General features: G+C 52.1%; 23 protein-coding genes and 1 riboswitch. Of the genes, 11 read left to right on the top strand and 12 right to left on the bottom strand.

Annotation, left to right across the window (positions count from 1 at the left end; translation table 11 throughout):
- Positions 1-117: 117 nt before the first annotated feature.
- Entirely contained in the window at positions 118-1,197 is a 1,080-nt protein-coding gene (locus tag HMPREF1207_RS11415) for an NAD(P)/FAD-dependent oxidoreductase (RefSeq protein ID WP_009671633.1), read from the bottom strand.
- A gap of 331 nt (positions 1,198-1,528) precedes the next feature.
- Here HMPREF1207_RS11415 and HMPREF1207_RS11410 point away from each other — a divergent pair, with 331 nt between their 5' ends.
- Together HMPREF1207_RS11410 and HMPREF1207_RS11405 are read left to right on the top strand one after the other, a co-directional pair.
- Positions 1,529-2,110, top strand: a complete 582-nt coding sequence (locus tag HMPREF1207_RS11410) for a TetR/AcrR family transcriptional regulator (protein ID WP_009671581.1) — start codon at positions 1,529-1,531, stop codon at positions 2,108-2,110.
- A 58-nt stretch (positions 2,111-2,168) separates the two neighbouring features.
- Positions 2,169-3,056, top strand: coding sequence for an alpha/beta fold hydrolase (locus HMPREF1207_RS11405; RefSeq protein WP_009671594.1), 888 nt, complete (start codon positions 2,169-2,171; stop codon positions 3,054-3,056).
- Positions 3,057-3,172: 116 nt separating this feature from the next.
- Here the strand turns inward: HMPREF1207_RS11405 and HMPREF1207_RS28740 are convergent, their stop codons facing one another.
- The gene (locus HMPREF1207_RS28740; RefSeq protein WP_009671601.1) at positions 3,173-3,343 is read right to left on the bottom strand and encodes a hypothetical protein; all 171 of its coding nucleotides are present in this window, start codon (positions 3,341-3,343) and stop codon (positions 3,173-3,175) included.
- A gap of 224 nt (positions 3,344-3,567) precedes the next feature.
- Positions 3,568-3,993 carry a hypothetical protein gene (locus tag HMPREF1207_RS28735; protein WP_036744557.1) on the bottom strand — a complete coding sequence of 142 codons (426 nt, stop codon included), beginning with the start codon at positions 3,991-3,993 and terminating at the stop codon, positions 3,568-3,570.
- A gap of 381 nt (positions 3,994-4,374) precedes the next feature.
- Between HMPREF1207_RS28735 and HMPREF1207_RS11400 the strand changes: the two genes are divergently transcribed.
- The 3 genes from HMPREF1207_RS11400 (at position 4,375) to HMPREF1207_RS11390 (ending at position 6,876) form a co-directional block, all read left to right on the top strand.
- Positions 4,375-5,766, top strand: a complete 1,392-nt coding sequence (locus tag HMPREF1207_RS11400; RefSeq protein WP_231392074.1) for a hypothetical protein — start codon at positions 4,375-4,377, stop codon at positions 5,764-5,766.
- 171 nt (positions 5,767-5,937) lie between these two features.
- Entirely contained in the window at positions 5,938-6,420 is a 483-nt protein-coding gene (locus HMPREF1207_RS11395) for a DinB family protein (RefSeq protein WP_009671592.1), read from the top strand.
- 27 nt (positions 6,421-6,447) lie between these two features.
- Positions 6,448-6,876 (top strand): hypothetical protein, encoded by a 429-nt coding sequence (locus HMPREF1207_RS11390; protein WP_009671586.1) that lies wholly within the window; start codon positions 6,448-6,450, stop codon positions 6,874-6,876.
- A gap of 89 nt (positions 6,877-6,965) precedes the next feature.
- Here HMPREF1207_RS11390 and HMPREF1207_RS11385 read toward each other — a convergent pair whose 3' ends face one another.
- On the bottom strand, positions 6,966-7,541 hold the full coding sequence (locus HMPREF1207_RS11385) for a GNAT family N-acetyltransferase (protein WP_009671596.1): 576 nt from the start codon (positions 7,539-7,541) through the stop codon (positions 6,966-6,968).
- 233 nt (positions 7,542-7,774) lie between these two features.
- Here HMPREF1207_RS11385 and HMPREF1207_RS11380 point away from each other — a divergent pair, with 233 nt between their 5' ends.
- From HMPREF1207_RS11380 to HMPREF1207_RS11365, 4 genes are all read left to right on the top strand, one after another.
- The gene (locus HMPREF1207_RS11380; RefSeq protein WP_009671620.1) at positions 7,775-8,206 is read left to right on the top strand and encodes a MarR family winged helix-turn-helix transcriptional regulator; all 432 of its coding nucleotides are present in this window, start codon (positions 7,775-7,777) and stop codon (positions 8,204-8,206) included.
- A 69-nt stretch (positions 8,207-8,275) separates the two neighbouring features.
- On the top strand, positions 8,276-8,824 hold the full coding sequence (locus tag HMPREF1207_RS11375) for an NADPH-dependent FMN reductase (protein WP_009671609.1): 549 nt from the start codon (positions 8,276-8,278) through the stop codon (positions 8,822-8,824).
- Between the two features lie 181 nt (positions 8,825-9,005).
- Positions 9,006-9,623: an ArsR/SmtB family transcription factor gene (locus HMPREF1207_RS11370; RefSeq protein WP_009671583.1), complete on the top strand. Its 618-nt coding sequence runs from the start codon at positions 9,006-9,008 to the stop codon at positions 9,621-9,623.
- The gene (locus HMPREF1207_RS11365; RefSeq protein WP_016423673.1) at positions 9,616-10,881 is read left to right on the top strand and encodes an MFS transporter; all 1,266 of its coding nucleotides are present in this window, start codon (positions 9,616-9,618) and stop codon (positions 10,879-10,881) included. Before HMPREF1207_RS11370 ends, HMPREF1207_RS11365 begins: the two co-directional genes overlap by 8 nt.
- 94 nt (positions 10,882-10,975) lie before the next feature.
- Here HMPREF1207_RS11365 and HMPREF1207_RS11360 read toward each other — a convergent pair whose 3' ends face one another.
- Positions 10,976-11,788 (bottom strand): helix-turn-helix domain-containing protein, encoded by an 813-nt coding sequence (locus HMPREF1207_RS11360; protein ID WP_009671621.1) that lies wholly within the window; start codon positions 11,786-11,788, stop codon positions 10,976-10,978.
- A 145-nt stretch (positions 11,789-11,933) separates the two neighbouring features.
- On the opposite strand from HMPREF1207_RS11360, the gene HMPREF1207_RS11355 reads away from it, so the two are divergent.
- On the top strand, positions 11,934-12,383 hold the full coding sequence (locus HMPREF1207_RS11355; RefSeq protein WP_009671619.1) for an SRPBCC domain-containing protein: 450 nt from the start codon (positions 11,934-11,936) through the stop codon (positions 12,381-12,383).
- Between the two features lie 212 nt (positions 12,384-12,595).
- On the opposite strand, the gene HMPREF1207_RS11350 is transcribed toward HMPREF1207_RS11355, so the two are convergent.
- The 6 genes from HMPREF1207_RS11350 to HMPREF1207_RS11325 form a co-directional block, all read right to left on the bottom strand.
- Positions 12,596-12,817 carry a DUF1540 domain-containing protein gene (locus HMPREF1207_RS11350; RefSeq protein ID WP_009671636.1) on the bottom strand — a complete coding sequence of 74 codons (222 nt, stop codon included), beginning with the start codon at positions 12,815-12,817 and terminating at the stop codon, positions 12,596-12,598.
- A gap of 41 nt (positions 12,818-12,858) precedes the next feature.
- Entirely contained in the window at positions 12,859-14,250 is a 1,392-nt protein-coding gene (locus HMPREF1207_RS11345; protein WP_009671590.1) for a cryptochrome/photolyase family protein, read from the bottom strand.
- Between the two features lie 149 nt (positions 14,251-14,399).
- Positions 14,400-14,864 carry a C40 family peptidase gene (locus HMPREF1207_RS11340; protein ID WP_009671580.1) on the bottom strand — a complete coding sequence of 155 codons (465 nt, stop codon included), beginning with the start codon at positions 14,862-14,864 and terminating at the stop codon, positions 14,400-14,402.
- Between the two features lie 3 nt (positions 14,865-14,867).
- Positions 14,868-15,012, bottom strand: a riboswitch (cyclic di-AMP (ydaO/yuaA leader).
- Between the two features lie 177 nt (positions 15,013-15,189).
- Positions 15,190-15,780 carry a SurA N-terminal domain-containing protein gene (locus tag HMPREF1207_RS11335; RefSeq protein ID WP_009671606.1) on the bottom strand — a complete coding sequence of 197 codons (591 nt, stop codon included), beginning with the start codon at positions 15,778-15,780 and terminating at the stop codon, positions 15,190-15,192.
- 203 nt (positions 15,781-15,983) lie between these two features.
- Positions 15,984-16,805, bottom strand: a complete 822-nt coding sequence (locus HMPREF1207_RS11330; protein ID WP_009671617.1) for a hypothetical protein — start codon at positions 16,803-16,805, stop codon at positions 15,984-15,986.
- Positions 16,806-16,814: 9 nt separating this feature from the next.
- Positions 16,815-18,842, bottom strand: a complete 2,028-nt coding sequence (locus tag HMPREF1207_RS11325) for a M1 family metallopeptidase (protein ID WP_231392036.1) — start codon at positions 18,840-18,842, stop codon at positions 16,815-16,817.
- A 118-nt stretch (positions 18,843-18,960) separates the two neighbouring features.
- On the opposite strand from HMPREF1207_RS11325, the gene HMPREF1207_RS11320 reads away from it, so the two are divergent.
- Positions 18,961-19,467, top strand: a complete 507-nt coding sequence (locus HMPREF1207_RS11320) for a YwhD family protein (protein ID WP_009671595.1) — start codon at positions 18,961-18,963, stop codon at positions 19,465-19,467.
- A 411-nt stretch (positions 19,468-19,878) separates the two neighbouring features.
- Here HMPREF1207_RS11320 and HMPREF1207_RS11315 read toward each other — a convergent pair whose 3' ends face one another.
- The gene (locus HMPREF1207_RS11315) at positions 19,879-21,957 is read right to left on the bottom strand and encodes a transglycosylase domain-containing protein (RefSeq protein WP_009671597.1); all 2,079 of its coding nucleotides are present in this window, start codon (positions 21,955-21,957) and stop codon (positions 19,879-19,881) included.
- Positions 21,958-22,186: the final 229 nt, after the last annotated feature.

Here is a 22,186-nt window from a genome sequence, read left to right as displayed (position 1 = left end):
AGGTTGTAACACGGAGTACGTCGTCGCTCATGTGACGATGTGCTCCTTTGCTTTGTGTCAAAGAGTATCGAGGTCAATTTGCACGTGCATGCGATTCCACTTGATTGATTCACAACCTCACGCGCGAGAAACAGCGGGGTCATCCCTCATGTGGTCCTTAAAACGGGAGAGTCGACAAGGGACTAATTCGCTTCTTGATTCCCGATTGATTATTTCACTTGCAGCCAGACGCGCAATCAGCGGCGCCAGCGTAATTGCAGAATGCATCACTGTCAGATAAAGTCCCTTTATGTGATCATGGAAGCCCACGATCGGATAGCCGTCTTCAGGCATTGGTCTCATCCCGACCCGGATGCTTTCCAGTTCCAATTGATTTCCGCCCTTCAGACTGCGACGCAACGTCTCGAACGCTCGCTTGCCGACCGCCTCTGGCCCGTTTTCTTCCGACTCGTCGATATAATCTTCCGCAGCCAGCAGCGTTTGATCCGTCAGTTGACGCGCTTCAAATTGCGCATTTGAGATTAAGGTGCGTATCAGCTTATTCGCAGTTTTCATCCGAATCAGAATGGAAGGCGACGGCGTTACCGGCACGGGACAACCTACCGGGTTGCAAAGTTCGGGTATGCCTGTACCTGCGGCCAATACCACGACATCCGACTCCAGAAAACCCTTGGACGTGTGGACGCCGACCAGGCAGGAATTTTCTTGCTGCAGCTGTGTAACGTTGGTACTGAACTGAACCTTTGCTCCGTACTCCCGCGCTTTGCTCAACAACAGATCCGTTAACCCTATCGGGTCCACCGCACCTTCTTCGCTGACAAACATCGCTTCATCCGGATATTCCTTCAGATTCGGTTCCAATGCCTCAAGCTGCTCCCGGTTTAATTTTTGAAAACGGAGTTGCTCCCTTAAGGGCGGATTGTCCCAAGTCAGCGCCCCGTGCCAATGAATTTGCAGTTCGGACAAATCTTGCTGAAGCGCATGATATTCTTCACAAGCCGCATCGTACAAATGCCAGTATTCGGGAGCCACACTATGCGTCGTATGTATCCAGGCAAACGATTTTTCCGTGACTTCACGCGCCGCGGCGGAGTGTCGTTCAATAACGGTTACATCTTGATTTCGTTTGGCCAGATGATAGGCCACGGACGCCCCGACAATTCCTGCGCCAATAATCACGATTTTTTGTTTACTCAATAATGTCGCCCCCTTTGTCACCTTATTGTAGCATAGGCGTCCTAATAATCCGACGTCATAACATAGGAAGACAGCTGGAGCGATTGGGTTTCCTACGCAGAGAATCCGATTGCGACAGGAGAAGAATAAGAGCCGAAAGACCTCGTCGGACGCGGGTTTGGGGGGCTGTGACAGGTTGCCGATAGACAGTCTGTCACAGCCCTTTTTGGGCTTTCCGTTCGATAGTTTGCAAACTTAAAGTCGAAAAAGGCAGTTGCGGGTATGCTTTAAACAAACAACTTGCGTTTATGGAAATTTTTTTCTATAATCAATAATGAACGGAGGTTCATTTATGGTTCAGGTTTTGAAAGAGGAATTGAGGCAAGCGGTTATCAAGAGTGCTCAAGTTGAGTTTGCTCAATTCGGATATGCGGGGGCATCCATGAAAAGAATTGCGGCCCAGACAGGTATCTCCGTTGGGAACTTGTACAGATATTATAAGGATAAAGAAGACTTGTTTGATTCCGTTATATCGCCGGTGTACCATGAGCTGGAAACGCTGATAAGCAATCATCATGCTCAACCACATGGTCAAGGGAATATCTTTGAACTTATCGTTGAAGCTTTAACGAATATCGTCATTGAATACCGTACACCACTCTTGATTTTAATCGATGGTGCTAGAGGCACCCGGAACGAAAACGCCGTTCAGAAATTTCACCAAATGATGGCGGATAATGTAGCTGTGCATTTAGCGGATTACAGCAATAAGGGCGGGGAGGGCTTGAAGCCGCAAGTCGCGTGGCCTGTTTCTGTCGCATTTCTACAAGGATATTTTGAGATTATTAGGCTCCATGAAGGAACCGAAGATTGCAAAAGAATGGTTCGCCAATATTTGTTGGTTTGGTTTCAAGGTCTGCAAGCCATTCTTTAAAAAGGATTACGATTTTTTGCTTCAATAACGAATTTAAGTTTATTTATGGAGGGTGTAAATGAATAAGTCTATTCGTCAACACCAGACAAAAGACGGATTTATCTTAGAGTACAGCATTGTCGGCCAAGGAGAACCGGTTTTGGTTCTGCACGGGGGCCATTCGAGTTGCTATGGAGAATTAGGCAGAAACGAACTCGCGGCTCGTCACTTCTCTGTCATTACTCCTTCGAGGCCAGGTTACGGCAGAACATCCAAGGAACTTGGAGAATCGCTTATTGTCGCATGTGATTCATATATCGAGTTGCTTGATGAGTTGCAAATTCCCCAGGTCAATGTTATCGCTATGTCCGCCGGAGGCCCGAGCGGAATTCATTTGGCATCCAGATTTCCAAATCGAGTAAGAAGCCTTGTCTTGCAATCCGCCGTAACCCAATGCTGGTTAAGTCCAGACGACAAGCTGTATAAATTTGCTCAATTCTTGTTTCGGCCTCCTATAGAAAAATACGTTTGGACTATGATTCGACTTTTGAATAAGCTATTTCCGTCCTTTCTGTTGAGCAGTATGATTCCCTCTTTTAGCAAACTGCCGAAGGAGAAGGTATTACCGCAAATCAATGATGCCGATCGTAGGAAATTTAAAAGCATTATAGCTCAACAGCGGTCAGGACACGGCTTTCTGATAGATGTGGTTCATACCGGTAAAGATGCGACTTCAGCACTTGCTGCCATCAAGTGCCCTACTCTAATTATGCATAGTATTCATGATGCATCCGTAAGTGTGGATCATGCTCGGCATGCTAGTCGACTGATACCGAACTCCCGACTTTGCGAGCTTGACTTATGGGGACACTTGATTTGGCTTGGAACAGGTGCCGATGAAATGAATCGACAGTTGTTTTCGTTCCTTGAAGCTGCAAACGTTCATCAACAGTCTGCAAACAGCTGAGTCTTGACCGAACCACAACCCCTCAATCCCTTTTGCGAGAAGGCTAAACATCGTTGCTTCCTGTCGAAAGTCCTTGTTAAAACAATAAGCCAGGCTGCTGATCGAAGACGATTCGTTCAGTGCCTGGCCGCTGCCGTAGGTGATGAAGTCACCGCGCCGAAGATGCCCGACTGGCTCGTCCGCATTTTCGCGTCGACGGTGATTCCGTAATCTTCACGCTCCAGTCCCCATTTCACGAGGTTTCCGAAATCACGATCATATCCGTGACTTACGACGACTTCATCCACTTCGATTTCATCCGACGCCCCGGTTTCCGCATGAGCAAGCGTGACCCGTTCGATTCGATCAGCAGTGCCGTGCAGGCTTAAGTTGCCGTCTCTTCCGTACTAGAGCAAAGCAGCCCATCCTCTGATAAGGAACGAGCTGCTTTTACTTTGTCATCTACACCATTCCCCAAATCGAGACATCTGCAGGTCTCTCTGTTCAGGTGCTGAAAAATGCGAATGGGTTGTTATGTTCTCGTTTTAACGGCAAGCCCGCTGAACGATATAGGCCCGACAACATCTGCTCTTGTATTTGCAGTAAGGTTTTCTGCTGTGACTGTATAAACATGGGTGCCCGTTCTTACATTTCTATCTTCCGCCTGGAACGTAACCGCATAATTTTGCTCAGAACCAGCAGATTCGATACCTTGCTGTGTGTTGAAAATCTCTTTCCCATCGCGGAAGATTCTAAATAATATTTGGGCAATGCCAGTGACACCTCGAACACCGACGGTTGCTACCAAATCTACCCGATTAGGTTGAGAATTCCTTGGAATAAGGATTGTGATTGTTGCAAGACGAGATCTTGCTGGTGAACGTCGGATAACAAATGAGTTTGCTAAGTTGAATTTGCGGCGCGGCTGAACGGCAGCTTTATCGAGTATACGTACCAAAAGATCAACTCCTATTGATTGATATCTGTAATATATTCTGGGCAAGCAGAGAAAGAGTGGGCAATTCTTTAATCTGCTTTGATTTGAGGCAAATACACTCACAACCCATCCACCCCTTAGGGTGCTGTCAGCAGCGTTTTCATTCCTTTGGCATTGCAGGCATCGCTTATTGTTGAATTAGAACCTTCCATGTTAAAATTACGTTAGAAAAACCGAGCATGCGGACATTCAGCTTACATAATCGGTTTTTGGATGGGATATTCCTTCAAGATAATGACTGGAACCCAAACTCACCTTCGGCTGCTACCTATAGGGTGGGTTTTTTGCTTTATCTTACTGAAGATGGCTTTCAGGTAAAGGAGAACGATCGTCTTGATCATTGTGCAGCTCAGCTACTTCGGACTCTTGTTTTGGTTCGGCTTATACATGGTTAATCGCGATGTAAGAAACATTCGGCTCTTGCTGGCCGGTCTCGGCGTAATTGTTTGCTCGCTTGGTTTCGGGGTGACTTTACTGATGCCCTATAGCCAAGGGGACCCGTTTATGGCGCCGCCGCTCAGCACGGTACGGGACATCTGCTTTTATCTGCCCTTGGTATTGTGGCAAGGTGCCGTTCTATCTACTGTCTCCCGAGAGGAGGGTGAACGGAACGTATTATGGCAGCTATGGAAGTATGTTCTGACGGGGTTGACAGTAGGCATCGTGATTTGGCTGGCCTTCGCTGCTAATCCGGACATATACTTCGTTTCCAGCAAAGCAGCAGTATATGTGTTTTTTATCCTGGTAACGGTGCTTTCCATATGGGGGGTGGTGTCCGGCGGGACAAAACGGTCTTTTCCCTTCTATGTCTTTAATTATGTGCCGCTTTTTGTATTTGCCTGTATGACGGCTTTGAATCTGTTTTTTCCTGAGGTTGTATGGAATAAGTGGACGCTTGTGGCCAACAGTGCCGGAATGCTGCTGTTTGGCGCATATACGATAGTCAAGGAGATCAGGGAGCAGGGGGAATCCTGGCTGCCCGATTTGTTCCGGTCCCTCGATTATTCCGTCTTTTTTACACTCATTTTTTCCGGTCAGGTCGCGCTTGTTATTTTACTCGGAACGGGGACGGGATTCGATTTTGCGACGCTGTTGTTATTGATGGTCAGCATAATGGTTTCCATTGCATTCCAAGTGTTTGTATATCCGATTCGGGCTTTGCTCGACAACATTGCTTTAATGACGTTCCCGAAGCTGCGCACGGAACGCTCCAAACTGCGTTTGGTCGAAAGCGTTCAGGTCCGTATTGATGGCGATGCGAATCCGGAGGAGATGGACAATGAGGAGTTCTACCGTCATATCCGGCGAGCGACTAGTAACTTGGGGAACTTGGAGCGATTGGCGGCAAGTCCGCTGGCGCAATTGGCGCTAATTGACGAGCGGCTTCGGAAATCCGGGGCGGCGGATGGTGTAGTGGAACGTGCTAACGAGCTTAAGTCTTTGCTTATCGAAAGTATATTGCAAATGAAGCCGCGCCCGGATGAAGCGTTCGGCACGACGGACGAATGGAAATTTTATAATGCTTTGTACTTTCCTTACGTCGCCGGCATTAAGCCGTATAGCGTGCGTTATTCGAACCATCAACTGGACGCTCCTTCCAAAGAAGCTTTGGAGTGGTTCCGTACCTGTGTGCCCGAGCGCACCTGCTATAATTGGCAGAACGCCGGCGCGCGTCTTATTGCGACAAGTCTAAAGGAGAAGAATGCCTTATTAAGGCGGAATAAAAATGAATGACATGGATGGCGGTTGTTTCCTTGGGAATACCCAGGGAAGCGGCCGCCTTTTTTTTGAACGAAAATAGGCAAGATTGGCACCAAACGGCAGTGAAAAGCATGGTTCTGGCAGTCGTTTGTAGGCTAATCTCGGTGTTGTCAGGCACAACCCAACCATTAGGAGGAATGTACAATGTCACAAGCAAGCATCCAAACCGCAAAAACGGCTCATCAATTGGTTATCGGATCCATTCAAGCGATTCAGGAAGAAATTTACGATATTACGCCCGCAGGATTCAATAATACGGTTCGTTGGAACGCCGGCCATATCGTTACCATGCTGAATTGGTTTCTCTCCGCAGGTCCGGCGTTAAATACGAAGCTGCCGCAAAGCTATGCCGGCTTATTTATGACCGGAACGAAGCCGTCGGACTGGACCGTCACGCCTCCGTCGAAGTCGGAGTTGATTCAATTTTTATCCGCGCAGCTTGACGATTTGTCCAATCTAGACATCGAGTCGTTGAATGTACCTTTGAGCGCGCCGTTTGAAATGGGGCCGCTGAGGTTCGAGACGGCAGGCGAGTTGTTTAACTTCGCTTTTATCCACGAAGCCGTGCACTTGGGAATCATTTCTTCACTTGTGAAAGCCGTACAAGCCGTACAAGCCGATCAATAATCGCCCCGAAAGAAAGAGGTGTGCAAGATGAAACCAAATGAAGCAATAACGCCGACAGGAGAAACTCTCATCCGTAAAGTTTTGCTGACGAATGCCGTTTCGTCCGGGATATTCGGGCTGCTGTTATTGGCCTTTCCCGGGTATGTCGCCGAATGGACGGGACTAGAAAGTAGAACCGCCTTGGTCGAAACCGCGGTTTTTCTACTCTTGTTTGTCGCATTTCTCGTTTGGACCGTATCCAGGAGTATGGTTCCTCCATCGGCGGTGCTTGTCATTGCCGTGATCGACATTCTTTGGGTCGCCGGCAGTGTGCTTCTGCTGGGGGATAAAGGAACTACGGGGAAGATGACCGTTTTCGGTATCACGGTAATTCTTTTGGTTGCTGCGGTAGTTGGCGTATTCGCGATTTTCGAGGTGTTGTATTATGGGCGCAACCGTTACTTCCGAAGAAATTAAGCAATCCGATAAACGGCAGCCTGCCGGGTCTCGGGGAAAATGGAAAGGAGCCGCAAATCTTGCGGCTCTTAAGTCCCGAACGTTAATCATCATGGTTTCGAAAGGGTCAATTCCCGTATAATTTCGATGCCGTCCCGGTCTACTTCTTCAAAACCTAATGAAGCATATAAATGGGACGCCCGTTCGTTTTCGGCCCGATGCCCGAGTACGATTTTGTCGCAGCCGTGCTTTTCGTGGATGTAACGTACCAGCTCCTTCATGCCGGATCGCCCTAAGCCTTTATGCTGGAACTTATGATCGATCATATAGGCCATGATCCAGTAGCTCCCATCGTCAGGATCGACGGCGTAGACCGCAAATCCGATTAACTGTTCGCCATTGTACATGGCAAGAGGAGTGAAGCCGCAATAAGCCGACTCTGCAAGCCAATACACAACCGGAACAGGAAATACGTTCTTCTGCTCGTCCGTAACTACAAGCTCGGTGCAGTCATACCAGTTGTTCTCATCAACAGGCTTGAGTTCGACGGTCGGTCGGTAACGTTCACCTATCCGATCGCATGCCCCTATGAGCTTCTCTTTAAGCTCAACGGCCCGCTCCGGTGAGTTAGGGTCCTCCATATCCTCATCGCTGCGGAGACTCTTTGTATTTTTGTTCCTATTCAAACAACATCAGTCCTTCAGGTCATGTGGGGATATAAAGGCTGCATGCTGATTGTCTGTTCCCCCATGAACCATCGTCGGATAATTTTGCATGGTTATCAAGGTTTAGTTTAGACTAATCCAATTTATCCAAAACCAGTCTGCAACAATGCCGGTTCCCTTGACATTCCACCAAGTTTTTAAGATAATAAAAGTGAAATTGTTGATATATCAACTAATAGGGTCAGGGTGAACGAATGGAACGGGACATGGAAGAACATATCGGTTTAATGATCCATATGGCGGATTTGGAGATTACCAGCTACTTGAAGAAACGGCTGGCTCCCATGCAGCTTGCTCCGGAACAGCATCTGGTGATCGCGCTTCTCATGAGGCAGGAGGGCTTGTCGCAGAACGAGATCGCGGAACGCCTCAGCAAAGACAAATCCGGCATTACGCGAATGCTTGCTAGTCTGGAGAGCAAAGGATTTATACGCCGTACTCCCAGCGCGAGCGACCGCCGCTCGATTGAAGTGTATTTGACCGATGAGGGACGGGCGCTAAAAGCAAACGTGGAAGAGATCAGCAGCCATATGAAACAGCATCTCAGAGCAGGCTTTACGGCTGAAGAGACGGCCGAGCTGAAGAGGCTTCTTACAAAGGTCCGCGAGAATGTGCGTAAGTGGTAGCCCGTCTTGCGCTCCTGTTCATCTTTTAGTTGATATAGCAACTAAAACTATATATCGGAGGGTTCGTTTATGAAAATCGCAGCAGTTATCGGAAGCAACCGCAAAAACTCATATAATCTGAAGCTTGCAGAGTATGTGCAGAAGACCTTCAAAGACCGGCTCGACGTGGAAATCGTCCGCGTAAACGATCTGCCGTTTTACAACGAAGATATCGAGTTGACTCCGGACCAGTCGGTGCTGGATTTCCGCGGCAAAATTGCGGGCGCCGATGCCGTGCTTTGGGTTACGCCCGAGTATAACTACTCCATCCCCGGCGTGCTGAAAAATGCCCTGGACTGGCTGTCGCGCGGTGACCGGGTGATGATCGGCAAGCCATCCTGGATCATGGGCGCTTCGATGGGAACTCTGGGCACTGTGCGGGCACAGGAGAATCTGCGCGATATTTTGTTCTCTCCCGGGATTTCCTCTGTACTGCTCCCCGGCAACGAAGTGTACGTAGGCCTTGTCCATGAAAAAATCGATAAAGACGGCAACCTGCATCACGCGCCTACTATTGAGTTTCTAAATGTGGTCGTGAACAATTTTATGAACTGGCACGGCAAGCTGTACAAAAATTAATCGGTAGCCGGGATTATCCCGATCCGAGTTTTGGGGGTCTTCTCTCCTAAAAGGCTGCATGAGGTACGCAAAGTACCCCATGCGGCCTTTATTTTCCTGAATCCCCATTGACAGGAGAGAAGATTATTTGGTAAGTTTTTATTGTCAATAAAAACTGACAAGTCAAATGGAGCTGACATGTATGGAAAAACAAAATGACATTATGGTATTAACGAATCTCGAACAGTTGAAATCTTTGAGCGATCCGCTGCGAATCGAAATCCTGTGCCTGCTGGTGGAGGAGGCGCGGTCGGGGCAGCAGCTTTCCCAGCAGATGGGGGAATCGCGTTCGAAAATCCACTACCACCTGCAGGATCTGGAGAAGAACGGCTTGATTCGGCTGGTGGAGGAAAACCGCAAGGGGAACATGACCCAGAAGCTGTATCAGGCCGTGGCGAAAAGCTTTATTCCGTCTACGGAGCTGCTATCCTTTCACAATGAATACGGGGAGAGCCGCCGGCTGATGACGCTATCCACTCTGGACCGGGCCAAGAGCCGTGCCCTGGCGGCTCCGGAGAGCGCCTTCCTGACGGATTCCGAAGACCACAGGAAGTGGCACCGCATAGCCAGTCAGACTGAGGTGAACATTCCGAAGGAAAAGTTTAAGAAATGGGTCGCGAAGTATCACGAGCTGATCCAGGAGCTGAACCGGATGGCGGAAGAAGAGGTTTCGGAAGAGGAGATGGAAACTTTTTATCTGATGACGGTAGCGTTCCAGATCGACGAGCCGTATTTCAAAGGGGAGAAGGAAGATGAGTAGCTTGGAGGCCCGAATCCAAGCGGAGAGGATGCCCCGTCCGGCATCGTCGCTTTTCCGGGAAAGAGCGTTCGCGATGTTGTGGCTGTCTACGATTTTCTCCGGCCTCGCCTTGAACATGTTCTATTTCGCGGAAGCCTGGTATGTGGTGAACGTCTTGAACATGGAGGCTTCCCTCGGCGTTATTTATCTGATCGGGACGCTGCCCCGCGTCTTGTTCATGGCGATCGGTGGCGTGCTGGCGGACCGGATCAGCCCGTCGAAGATCATGTTCGTGTCCACGATAACCAAATCGGCGCTGCTCGCCGTCCTGGTTCTGGTTCTGGTGGAGGGCGGGGGACTCGGATTGGGAGCCCTGACCGCTTTCGCGCTGCTGTTCGGCATACTGGACGCGTTCTTTTGGCCCGCTTCGGGCTCCATCGTCCCGTCCATCGTCTCCAAGGAGGAGCTGACGAGGGCCAACTCCATTATCCAGACGACGAATCAGTCCACCTCGATATTCGGGCCGATGATCAGCGGTTTTGTCATCGTCGCTCTCCGGTATGAAGGGATCTTCGGCCTGATTACCGTGCTGCTGGCGCTGGGTGCCCTATTCGCGCTGCTTGTCCGCGTGCGGAAATCCCCATCGCCGGACGCGAAAGCGGAACGGATTCCGATGCTGACCAGCGTCAAGGAAGGGATCGGCTACGTCCGTCAGGCGCCCGTATTGAAGGCGTTTGTGCTGAAAACGCTGTTTTTGAATCTGTTTTTTACCGGCCCTTTTGCCATCGGCATCCCGGTTTTCGTCAAACACGTTCTGCACGGGGAGACACTCGATTTCAGCATGCTGCAATCCTTTCTGGCGGGAGGAATGCTGATCAGCTCGATTGTGCTGGGCATTCTCAACCTGAAGCGCCGGAGAGGTTTGATCAGCGTACTGGCCCAGTTAGGCCTGTCGTTCAGCTTTCTGGCGTTGAGCATGGCTGGCACACTGTGGACCGGAGCCGTGTTCGCCGCTTGTATGGGAATCTCAATGGGAATCTCCAACATCTGCGCCACTTCCGTGATCCAGAATCATGCCGACAAAGCCTATATCGGTCGTGTGATGAGTATTCAGACCATGTCTTCCATGGGACTTACGCCTATTTCATACGGTTTGACTTCACTGCTTCTCAGCGTTGGCGTGGGAATACAGAACATTGTAATGGGCGGCGCTCTTCTCCTGCTCGCCTTTACCTTCTGGCTGATCGTTAAAATCCCGTCTTTACGGAAAGCGGACTAAAGACTACTTTCAGAAAGCGGCCTCGCTGAATTGTAGAGTGCTTCCAATCGCTAAATCGGCGGGCCGTTCCATTTTTTTATGCAGCTCTGCCGAACTAACCTTGTTTACCGCGCACGTACTCCTCCGGAGATTTGCCGATAACCGTTTTGAAATCTTTAATTAGATGTGCCTGGTCGTAATAGCCCAGATCTACCGCGAGCTTCGACCAGTCCGGCGATTCTCCCGCATCCGCCGATACGGCGGCATCCTGCAAGCGGTATCTCTTGATAACCCATTTTGGGCTGACGCCGACATACTGGCTGAACATCCGCTGCATCGTTCTTGCGGAGATGCCGAACCTGGCTCCAACGTCCTCAACCCGGTTGATTTCCCTGTGTCCCGCAATATAATCGATCACCGAATTGACGATTTCGATTTGTTCGTCAGCCGGCGGCCGCTCTCTAATGAAAAAGTCATCCACGAAGCGGACCTTCGCCTCTTCATCCGGTTCGGAGAAAAGGGCTTCTTCCAGCGGAAGGCAGCTTCTGCCGAAAACCTTCTGGAAGGGAAGGCTGCGGTTGACCAGCTCCGAAGCCGGCTGCCGGTAAAACGGATAAAACCCGCCCGGCCGGAACAAAACGCCGAATACTTCTCCTTTGCCCTCAAGAAGCTGCGATAGTTTCCCCTTGTTCGTCCCGTAGATCCGCGTGTTGTCTTTTTCGAAAACCAGATTAAAGCATGGAGGCTGGAGCACCTCCTGGGTATGGGAAGGAAGTCCTCTCAAGTCCCAATGAATCAGCCAGTAATGCCGGATAAAAAAAGCCAGCTCCGGAGCGGGCAATCTTCGGGAAATGTTGAACTTTTGCCGGCCCTTTTCGTAATTCAAAATGCCTTTGTTGACGATGACCGGGTTCTCCTCGGGTTTCATGCGGAGCCGCCTCCGTTCCAGATGAAGTCTCAGGGAAGATGTCGCTTTTTTACAATCGCTTTGCGCCGTGGCCCTGTAAAGTTGATGGTAGCAAAACGGCCAAGCTATCACAAGACGCCGACACTAGGCTAGGGAGGAATTTTCAATGGATCTCATTTATCATTTTTATATCGACGGCAGCCCTGAGCAGGTGTGGGATGTTTTCGTAACGCCGGAGAAAACCCGTAAAATCTTTTTCGACTGTGTGATCGATTCTTCTTATGTCCCCGGTGAATCTATCCGGTATATCGGGCCCGGCAATGACGGCGAGCAGACCGTCCATATTTACGGAGAAGTGCTGGAATACGAGCCGAACCGTATCCTGAGTTACACGGAACATCCCGGGCCTTCCTATTATCCGAATCATGCGGAGATCACAACGCGGGTAACCATTAAGCTGGAGCCGGTCGGCGGCTGCACTAAATTAACCCTGATCAACGATGAGTGGGTCGACAATCACCCTTCCTACGAGAAGGCGGACCCCGCATGGTGGATGCTGCTGAGCGCCATCAAAACGTTTGTGGAGACCGGAAAGAAACTGGATCTCGGCTGGTAAGGCGGAGAAGGACGGGATTCCGTATAGAACCAACCAACCTGCAGGAGTAAACGAAGCGTGTCCACACAAAAAAAGCCGGGCAGGATGAAGCCTGACCGGCCTTTAATCACCCGCTGATCTCAGCGGGAATATTTTGTAAGCCGACAGCAGAGGAACTCTACGGTTCCTCTGCTGTCGGCATTTTCATTTTTTAATGAAACGTTTGATTGAAATTAGTGATGATGACGTTCCTCGAAAGTTTGACAGCAGGTGTCGGTGATGCCCTCGGCGGAATCCTGATGCCCGGAATCGTAAGGCAGACCGTCCCGTTCTTGCGGTTGTGGCTTGTTCGAATGAGCGTTTACTTCGATCATAATAACTTCCGCACTGCAGTTATTGCCCTGCTCCCAGTATTCGCAGTTGGCAATGCTGCACTTCACCATTGGATTTTCCATGTTTATCACCTCGTACTTCTATTTACCCGAAGAACGGAGCTTTAAACAGGGGGAGAGTCATCCGGAGAAAATCCGGCCGGACCCGCACCGGCATCAGGTTTAGCCTCTGCCAGCATGTGCTTGTAAATCTCGATCGCTGCCGCGCGGGAGCTCTTCAGATCGACGATCGCGTCCGCCTGCGGTTTGTGAATCTCCTTATCGCTCAGATGAGCGAGCCGTGGAAGCCACCGCCGGATGTACATGCCCGTCGGATCATGCGTCTCCGACTGGGTGACGGGATTCATGACGCGGAAGTACGGAGACGCGTCGAAGCCGAGCGAAGCGCTCCACAGCCAGCCGCCCCGGTTGAGCACGTTGTCGTAATCGGCGAGCTTGCGCCGGAAATACCGTTCACCCAGCGTGAAGGGACACCGCAGGTTCTTGGTCAGGAACATGGCCGTCACCATCCGCAGCCGGTTCGGCATGTGCCCTGTGGCGTTCAGCTCCGCCATGGCCGCATCCACGACCGGAATGCCGGTCTGCCCCCGGCACCACCGCTCGAAGAGCGTGTCCTCCAGGCCGGAGAAATCGAATTTCTTCTCGTAGACGAAGAAATCCGGGTTATAGACGGCCTGGTACAGGTAGAAGTCGCGCCACGCCAGCTGGCGCGTCCAGGCTTCGTGCCGCTCGCTGCCGAGAGCGGCTTCATACGCCCGGCGCACGGAGAGCGCGCCGGTGTTCAGGTGGCGGCTGATCCCGCTGGTCGTCTCGAAGGCGTACCGGTCTCTTTGCGCTTCATAAGCGCGGAGACCTCCTTCGAGAAAACCGCTCAGAGTCTGAGCGGGATCAGGCGCCGTGCCTGCCGCTTCCGGGTCCAGCGGAAGCGGAAACCGGGCGGACCAGGCTTCGCGGTCCGGCAGCGGCCGTGTCTGCAAATCGCGCACGGTGACGGCAGACGACGGCCGGAAAAATAGATGCATGTAAGCGTTCCATTTTTTATAAAAAGGGGTAAATACCTGGTAAGGGGCGCTGCGCTCCGCGAAGTGCTGGAAGTCTCCGAAATCGGCGAGCGTATGGTCGATCAGCGTGGTAACCGGAACGCCGCGGGCGGAAGCTGAAACCTTCAGTTTGCGGTCACGTACTAATGCGTAGGGTGTAACGTCGCCGTGCAGGACGATTTCTTCAATCGGCAGCTCGGCCAGCAGCTGATCGACCACGGCATGAGGCTCGCCGGCAAGCACTTCCAGATGAGCGCCCGCTTCCCTGTATTCGCGGATGAGCCTGGAGACGTGACGGAGGAAGTTGACTCCGCTGTGTTCCCGGTCCCGGCCGTCGCGCAGAAGGAAGGGGTCCAGAATCAGGATGTGCAGGCTTGGACGCCCCAAGCTGTGAATGTAATCAAACGCAGTGAGGTCGTCAATCCGCAGATCTTTGCGATGAATAAAAAGGATCATAATGAAGGGACGCTCCTTACTTTTTCGTCTAACTTCATAGTAACAGGAAATCCGGCGCAAATGAAAAGAAGCCCGGCAAGCCAGGCGGCAACCTGGATTACGGGGCTCCCTTTCGGGTATATGCTGCGTTCCATTACGAGTGCGTCTTACTAGTCTGCAGTGATCTTGTTAAAAAGGTCATCGCCGATAACGCGGCGTGCAGAAACGTATCGTTTCGCATAGTAAGATTCGCTCAAGTCACTCTTTGTAACACCTTTGTTCGTAGCGGAGTGGGCGAACTTGTTGTTCCCGATGTAAATACCTACATGGGAGATGCCTTTTCCGTCGGTGTTAAAAAATACAAGGTCACCCGGTCTCAGATCGCTTTTCGCAACCGAGGATCCTTGGCCGTTCTGTGCTTTTGAAGTGCGTGCCAGATCAATGCCGAACCGGTCGAATACGTAGGACGTGAAACCCGAGCAATCAAAACCGCTGGTCGATGTGCCCGAATACTTGTAAGGCGTCCCTACCAATCCGTCAATCGTGGAACTGAGCGTCGACTTCGCGGAAGCGCTGCCGATCTCCACACTCAAAAACAGGGTCAAGCTCAAAACAAACAACAAGACTTTCTTCAACTGTGTTGCTCCTTCCTGTGCCTACGAGGTTAGCTGGAGGGTTCGGTAGAAGGTCCCCTATGATCCCTTTGTTGCAAGATCAATTCACCCAGAGTGGATCCCCCGTTCTCTTCCTTTCGTCTAAGAAGAAATTCGGCAATCTTTTTCTGTTCGACACTAAATATTCGCCATAGGTCCAGAAATTCCTTCCAAAAAACTAAAAATAGTTACAAAAAAGTTTCAAAAGCAGTTATTTAGTCGGATTTCAGGGCAAAAAATAGATCAAAAAACCCGCCTTCTTGTATAAAAAGGGCGGGTTTTCCATGTCTTTCAGCTTAGAGGCCATCTAAGTTTTCGGCTGATCCGGAAACTTCACGCGCAGCCCCGGTTTCGTTTCGGCAAGCAGTTTTTCTTGCAGGGCGTTGAGGTCTTCCTGCGTTTTCAGCTCGCCTTTTTTGACGAGGTACTCGATCGTCTTTTGCTGGAGGAGATATTTGGCGTACTGGTTGACGGTTTTAGGATCGGTCCAGTAGGTCGCTTCGGTCAAGCCGGCGCTTTTGTAGAGCATCTCTTTCAACTGAGCCGCTTCGGGACCGGCCGCTTCCAGCGCTTTGCGCTGCTGGTCGATAGCCTGCTTCACTTCGGCTTCTTTGACTTTGACTCCGCGCTTCTGGCCGTAACGGACGAAGAGCTCGTCCTTAAGCATCAGATCGAGAAGCTGATCGTTGGTCAAATTGTTTTGAGCGCCCTGCATTTGAAAGGCCAGGTCGACTTCGGCTTTCATTTTGTCGAAAGCTTGGTTGGAGATGCGGACGTCGTGACCGATCGCCACAACCTCTTTGGCTTTAACGTCGGACTGTCCGTAAAAGAACGACCCGGCGGCGACACAAAGGCCAATTACTGCCGCCACGACGGTGCTTGTCCGTGGGGATATCATCGGTAATGCCTCCTTTTATCTTCTATCTTTCCATGATAGCTGAAAAAAACGCAAATGGAAACTAAAAACCCCCTGGCCGGTGAACGGCAGGGGGAGACGGATATCGCGCCGGAACAATCCGGAAAGAGCACGGTTAAGAAGAGGGTGGCGTTTGTGACTCGTCTGTTTTGCCGCCCGGCTTACGGGCAGAAAAACAGGCCTTTCTAGGTGCGGTAGCTTTCCCAGATTTCACGCTGCGCGGCGATGGACCACATTTTGACAAAGGTCCGGACCAGAGGGTATATCTGGTGGATAATGAGGGCCGTCAGGCCCGCCCATATATAGGAGGCATAAGTCGCCGCGACGGCCAGAAGGAAGCCGAGCAGGACGAGCAGCAGGGCATTGCCCGCGATCCGTAAGCCTTGGCGGAAGACGACCGGAAGCACCGAAAGAAGTCCCCGTCGATCCTCGGAGGCCCTGCCGAACTGCAGGAACAGGAAGAGGAGCCGAACAAGCAGGGCATACACGGCATAGAGAGCCGTCCAGGGAAGCATGGACAGAAGGAGCTGCTCGAATCCGTAGGCTTTGTTGAACAAAGCAAGCGCTTTGGGAGCCAGCCAGTAGAGCGGCGCAAGCATCAGGACCGTTTGAAGGAGATAATAGAGGAAGAAGGGCAGCAGCAGCTCGCGGATTCCTTTCATAAACCGGTAGCCCGCATTCATCTGCCGGTGTTCCAGAGAGTACAGCACGCCGGCGTTCAGCATGGGGCTGATCAGCATCCGGACGGCCAGCAGGATGAGAAGCCATTCGAGATACGGCTGGATGAGATCCGTTTTTACAAGCCGGAACTGGCTTTCCATCAAGAACAAATGAACGGCGCTCTGGGGCTGATCGCCGGCCGGATAACGGTGGAGCAGAGGGACGATAATGGATTGGACCCATTTATAAAGCAGAATCCCCCAGGCAAACTGGTACACATACAGCACGCAAACGGCGAACGGCTGCTTGAGGGCGGCCGTCAAGCCTTGTCGAAGATAGCGGAGCATCTCATCACCTCACCAGGCTACAGTATCGAACAGCGTTTCCAGCAGTTTGACGACGCCGAGGGTCCAGCGGATTCTCCACGTGGTGTCGACTTCGGTTTTCATATAATTGTTGATATGCCGGTTTTCGAGCTTCAGGGTGTATTTGGGATCCAGGGAAACCCAATCCACCGGGGATTTATGGGTCAGCTTGTATTCGATCTGCTCGCCCTGTCCGTCCCAGATCTTCTCTGTCGTCGAACCGTCGGCAAAATGGAACCGGATCGGCACAGCCGGTACAGTGCCTCCGAACTTGCGGACCAGCACGCTGCTTTCGTACAACGTCTGTCCCGACTCGTTCGCCTGGCGGATGCGGATGCTATCGACCGCATAGTCGGTCATCATGCTGCCGTATACATACTGGTCGAAAAACTCCGTCCATTTCGTTTTGGTGATTTCCTCCACGACCGTTTGGAAATCGCGGGTTCCCGGGTGCTTGAATTTCCAGCGCTGGAAGTATGTTTTCATAATGCGGTCCATCGTGTTCAGCCCGACACGGTTTTCGATTTCCTTGAGAACCAGCTTGGCGCGGGTATACACGTTGTCGGCGTACTCGCCGTGGCTGCGGTAACCCCACGCATTTTTCTGCAGCGCGGCCGGAGAGGTGATATAGCTGGCTTCGACCGGGAGGTTGGGTTTCGACCCGTATTCCAGTTCCATCAGCTTATCCTCGGTGTAGGAAGTGAACCCTTCGTCCAGCCAAGCTTCCTCGAACTCGTTGGTGGCGACGAGTCCGTACCAGAACTGGTGGCCGATCTCATGGACGACGACCCGCTCGAGTTCCAGGTCGGGCGTCCCCTCGGAGGCTCCCCAAGCGGTAACGAGCGTGGGATACTCCATGCCGCCCGCCCCGTTAGCCCCTTCCGGAGGCACGACAACGGATAAGGTCGAGTACGGATACGTACCATACCACTGGGAGTACCGGCTCAGCGCTTTTTTGGCGGCGATCATATAGCGGGACTTGTACGGTTCATGCTTGGGATCAAGGTACAGCTTGATCTTGACTCCCGGCAAATTGGGAGCGGCATAGGGCTCCTCAAACACCTTAAAGTTGGGCGAAGCGGACCAGGCGAAATCGTGCACGTCATCCGCATAAAACTGATAGGTTTTCTTGCCGGCTTCGACGACCGGATTTTTGGTCGGAAAACCGGTGGCGGCCACGATGTAATCCGCCGGGACTTTCACACGGACATCGAAAATGCCGAAGTCCGCGTAAAACTCCGAATTGCCGTGGTACTGGTGCAGGTTCCATCCTTCCGCGGTCCGTCCCCGGGTGCCGGCAGGTTCGTACACGGCAAGCTTGGGAAACCACTGTCCCGCCATAACGAAATCTTTCGTTACGCCCATGCGAGCGAACACTTGGGGAAGCTTGACCGCAAATTCCGTATGCAACGTAATGGCGGCTCCTGCGGCGACAGGCTTCGGAAGCGTAATCTTGATCAGCGTCCGGTCGTCGGGGTTTCCGTCATCGGGCTGGACGAACTGCATGGCGGAGCTGAGGTCGGTTTCGTCCCCGGTTTTGATGCTGCGCAGTTCCATATCTCCGAAGCTGCCTTTTTTGGCTTCGTCTCCCCGCAGCTTGCCGCCGGATTCCTTCATAAAAGTCGTCTTTTCCGATGCGAAGGCATTCGGATAAAGATGCATGTACAGTTCCTGCACAGGCTGACTGCCCGGGTTTTTCCAGGTGACGGTTTGCTGACCGAGGAGCTTCTGGTTTTCCGGGCTGTATTCCACATTGATGTGATATTCGACGATGCGCTTGCTGAGAGGCTGGTGGACACCTTCTCCTGTCGCCGGCGGCTGACCGATTGAAGAAGAAGGTTCCGCATTCACCGGGGAGACTGGATTCTGAGCGGTTCCGGACAGAACGGCCCGGCTTGTCTGGCCCGTCCTTTCTTCAGGGGAAGAAAGGAGCGAGTTGGCGAGGAAAGCTGCGCCCAGGAACGCGGCGGCTGCGGATACGAGCCAGGCTTTTTTTCGGTTGGCCATCTTTACTTTCATGATTTTCACCCCGTTGACAAGCATCTACAGCATGTATATGTTTGCATTCCGGGGATTATTAGCTAAAATAAATGAAGAAGAGCAGAATTATTTTTCTAGGAAAGCGTAGGTGCCTTTCATGGATTCCCATAAAGAAGAACCGAAGAAAAAACCGGCGGCGCTGAATATCGTCAGCACGAAGGTGAATCACAAAGGATTCGGGGCGGGTTCGATTGATCTGAGCAACGTATCCAGCCTTATCCTCGACGGAGACGAAGCTTATCTCGACATGGGCGCGCTGCACGCGAAGAGCCAGGTGGAGAAGCGGATTAAATTCTCGACGAACAAAGAAGACGTCCCGGACGGACGCCGCTGCTGGATCGTATGGGTGGCCGTGGACCGCTCCCCGGAAGGAACTTCCTACGGCGGAGTGACGGCTTGCGAGATGCTGATCGATACGGAAGCGCGCAGAGGCTGGAAAATCCTAGCCGATCACGTGAACCGGATGGACGCCGCAATGAAGCGCAAGATCATGGTAGAAGGTCTGGATGAAACGGAAAAATCCGCGCTGCGCAAGGCTTTGATCGAACATAACGAGGAATGGTGGAACCACTCTTCCGAGGAGCTTAAACAGGCGCTAGCCTAGCCTTGCGGAAAATGTGTACAAATTGTGTCATGGATTGTGAGACCCAGGGGAAGCGGGTATACTAACACTAGTGTATGTTACACTCATATACTAGGACAGCAAAAAGGCAGACTAAGGACGCTTAGTTCTGCCTTTTTGCGTTGGAGATAAATGACTGTTCACCCGGTTATTTCCTGTAAAAGGGCTTTCGCCGCTTGGAGAAGCTTCAATAAAAGAACCTGCTTCAAGCTTCGAAAAAAGCTGAACACAAATCCTCACCGGCCGGTATTAATCCGGTTGGAAAACAAATAAGGCAGATGGGAGCCCGCGCTCGCATCTGCCTTATTTGTTTTTTTCGGGAAAGGGTTGCGGGTGTTACCCTCAACGGAGAGAGTCTGCCGGCATCGCTGCCGATGCTGCCTTCCGCTTCTGTTACTCGTTCCACCAGCGCTTCACATCTTCCCACCAGGAGCGCGCTCCGCTGCCGAACCCTTTGCCTTTGGCAGCCCGGTTCGTGCAGTACTCCTTCGGCTCCGTGCCGGAAAGGAACGCCTCGTTGCGCGCGCCGGTCGTACAGTCTTCATTGGCGAGCTTGCCGCTCTTAGGATCAATGTAGACGGTCGTGACTCCCTCCGGCACCGGGAAGAGCTTAGGCGGAATCGCCTCCAGGACGGCTTCGGTGTAGCCGGCGAAGATCGGCGAAGCGAGATGCGATTCCGCCGTGTTGATCGCACGCCCTTTGTCGTAGCCGACCCAGACGGCGGTGGCCAGCTCGGGCGTGTAGCCGACCATCCACGCGTCGGCGTCGGTCGTGCCCGTCTTGCCCGCGACGGGCCGCTTGATCGTGGCGGCCACCCGGCTGCCGGTACCGCCATCCTCGAATACGCTCTCCATCATATGGGTGAGCACGTAAGCGGGCGCGGCATCGGCGACGCGTTCGCTTTTCGGCGCAGCCTGATAGAGGACGCTGCCGGCCATATCTTCGATCTTGATAATGGCCGTCGGCTCGACTCGGACTCCCTGGTTGGCCAGGGCGGAGAAGGCGGCGACCATCTCGTACGGACTGACCGGATAAGTGCCCAGCGCGAGGGAGGGCAGCGGCTTCAGATCGCTTGTAATGCCGAACTTCCGCGCGTTGTCGATGACCTTCTGGGGACCGACTTTCAGGATCGTATCGACGGCGAAAATATTGTCCGACTTCGCGATCGCCCGGCGCATGTCGATGTCCGCATTTTCGTACTGGTCATTGTAGTTGCGGGGCGTGTAAGACTGCCGGCCCTCATCGTATTTGAAGACGGTCGGTTCGCTTCGGACGGTGCTGAGCGGCGTAAAGCCGTTCTGCAGAGCCGTCAGGTAGACGAACGGCTTGAAGGAGGAGCCCGGCTGGCGGGTCGTCGCAAACACGCGGTTAAACTGATTCGCTCCGTAATCCTTGCCGCCTACCATCGCTTTAACGTAGCCGGTTCGCGGATCGAGCGAGATTAGAGCGCCCTGAATCTCGCTTTCTTTAGGCAACTGTTTGGCCATCTGCTCTTCCGCGATTTTCTGCGCTTTCAGATCCAGCGTCGTGTAAATATTCAGGCCGCCTTGTTCGAACTGGTCTTCCGTGATGCCGAGCTTCTGCACGGCCAGCGTTTTGATATAGTCGCGGAAGTACGGGGCCTGCGAAGGTTTCTTCTCTACCAGCGGCTGAACGGTCAGCTTCTCCTGCTTGGCCGCATCCGCTTCCTGCTGGGTAATGAAGCCTTCCTTCGCCATCGTCTGGAGCACGACGTTTTTCCGGTCCATCGCATTCTCCATGTTATAGTAGGGCGAATAAAATTTCGGCCCTTTCGGCACGCCTACGAGCATGGCGCTCTGCGCCAGGGACAAGTCCTTGGCATGCTTGCCGAAGAACAGCTGGGAAGCCGCCTCGATTCCATACGTGGAATGGCCGTAGTAAATCTGGTTCAGGTAGCTTTCCAGAATCTGATCCTTGGTCAGCTGCATCTCCATCTGCACGGCATACACCGTTTCTTTGATTTTACGCGTCCAGGTGCGGTCATGATTCAAATACAAGTTCCTTGCCAGCTGCTGGGTAATCGTCCCGGCCCCCTGCACCTTGGACATGCTTTTCAAATTGACGATGGCTGCGCGCGCAATGCTTTTGACATCAAAGCCCGGATGACTGTAGAAGTTCTGATCTTCTATCGCGAGCGTCGCTTTAACCACATACACGGAAATGTCGCTGATCGGCACGATCTTGCGGTTCTGGCCGGAATCCAGCGTATCGATTAAAGCTCCGTTAACGTCAAAAATTTGGGACGTCTGGAGTACCTTCGTGACCGGAAGCGCCTGTGAGCGCAGATAGAGAAGGAACACTCCTCCCAGTACGCACAGGACCAGAAACGTCGTAAAGGAGAAAGTGAATCCCCGTTTTAAACGGCCAGGCCAGTTCTTGTCCGCTGGACCTGGCGGCTTTTTGTCGGGAGCGGCATTGTTTTCGGGTTCGTTCTGTTGGTCGTCGGCCAAGAGTCACTCACTCTCCTTTCTTGTCGGGCCTAGCGGGTTCAAGCATGAGCTTAGGATAAATAATAGCGGCATATTACACAGTATGGAAAAGCTTTCCGGCCCCTATTCAGGTATTCTCCCTTCCGCTTCCTAAAATTTCGTAAAACGGCCCGTCCGTCCTGCAAATTTCTTGCATTTCGGGTTCAATCCTCTATAATACAATTTGTGCGTGCAAACCCTCAAGGCGCAA

This window comes from Paenibacillus sp. HGH0039 (genome assembly GCF_000411255.1).
In the GTDB taxonomy this organism is placed as follows: domain Bacteria; phylum Bacillota; class Bacilli; order Paenibacillales; family NBRC-103111; genus Paenibacillus_F.
This window is presented reverse-complemented; position numbering and strand designations above follow the sequence as displayed.

Excerpts from the sequence above, each read along its gene's own strand:
- HMPREF1207_RS11410 (WP_009671581.1), top strand. The coding sequence starts at position 1,529 with ATGGTTCAGGTTTTGAAAGAGGAATTGAGGCAAGCGGTTATCAAGAGT.
- HMPREF1207_RS11405 (WP_009671594.1), top strand. The coding sequence starts at position 2,169 with ATGAATAAGTCTATTCGTCAACACCAGACAAAAGACGGATTTATCTTA.
- HMPREF1207_RS11395 (WP_009671592.1), top strand. The coding sequence starts at position 5,938 with ATGTCACAAGCAAGCATCCAAACCGCAAAAACGGCTCATCAATTGGTT.
- HMPREF1207_RS11390 (WP_009671586.1), top strand. The coding sequence starts at position 6,448 with ATGAAACCAAATGAAGCAATAACGCCGACAGGAGAAACTCTCATCCGT.
- HMPREF1207_RS11380 (WP_009671620.1), top strand. The coding sequence starts at position 7,775 with ATGGAACGGGACATGGAAGAACATATCGGTTTAATGATCCATATGGCG.
- HMPREF1207_RS11375 (WP_009671609.1), top strand. The coding sequence starts at position 8,276 with ATGAAAATCGCAGCAGTTATCGGAAGCAACCGCAAAAACTCATATAAT.
- HMPREF1207_RS11370 (WP_009671583.1), top strand. The coding sequence starts at position 9,006 with ATGGAAAAACAAAATGACATTATGGTATTAACGAATCTCGAACAGTTG.
- HMPREF1207_RS11365 (WP_016423673.1), top strand. The coding sequence starts at position 9,616 with ATGAGTAGCTTGGAGGCCCGAATCCAAGCGGAGAGGATGCCCCGTCCG.
- HMPREF1207_RS11360 (WP_009671621.1), bottom strand. The coding sequence starts at position 11,788 with ATGAAACCCGAGGAGAACCCGGTCATCGTCAACAAAGGCATTTTGAAT.
- HMPREF1207_RS11355 (WP_009671619.1), top strand. The coding sequence starts at position 11,934 with ATGGATCTCATTTATCATTTTTATATCGACGGCAGCCCTGAGCAGGTG.
- HMPREF1207_RS11350 (WP_009671636.1), bottom strand. The coding sequence starts at position 12,817 with ATGGAAAATCCAATGGTGAAGTGCAGCATTGCCAACTGCGAATACTGG.
- HMPREF1207_RS11345 (WP_009671590.1), bottom strand. The coding sequence starts at position 14,250 with ATGATCCTTTTTATTCATCGCAAAGATCTGCGGATTGACGACCTCACT.
- HMPREF1207_RS11335 (WP_009671606.1), bottom strand. The coding sequence starts at position 15,780 with ATGATATCCCCACGGACAAGCACCGTCGTGGCGGCAGTAATTGGCCTT.
- HMPREF1207_RS11330 (WP_009671617.1), bottom strand. The coding sequence starts at position 16,805 with ATGCTCCGCTATCTTCGACAAGGCTTGACGGCCGCCCTCAAGCAGCCG.
- HMPREF1207_RS11325 (WP_231392036.1), bottom strand. The coding sequence starts at position 18,842 with ATGAAAGTAAAGATGGCCAACCGAAAAAAAGCCTGGCTCGTATCCGCA.
- HMPREF1207_RS11320 (WP_009671595.1), top strand. The coding sequence starts at position 18,961 with ATGGATTCCCATAAAGAAGAACCGAAGAAAAAACCGGCGGCGCTGAAT.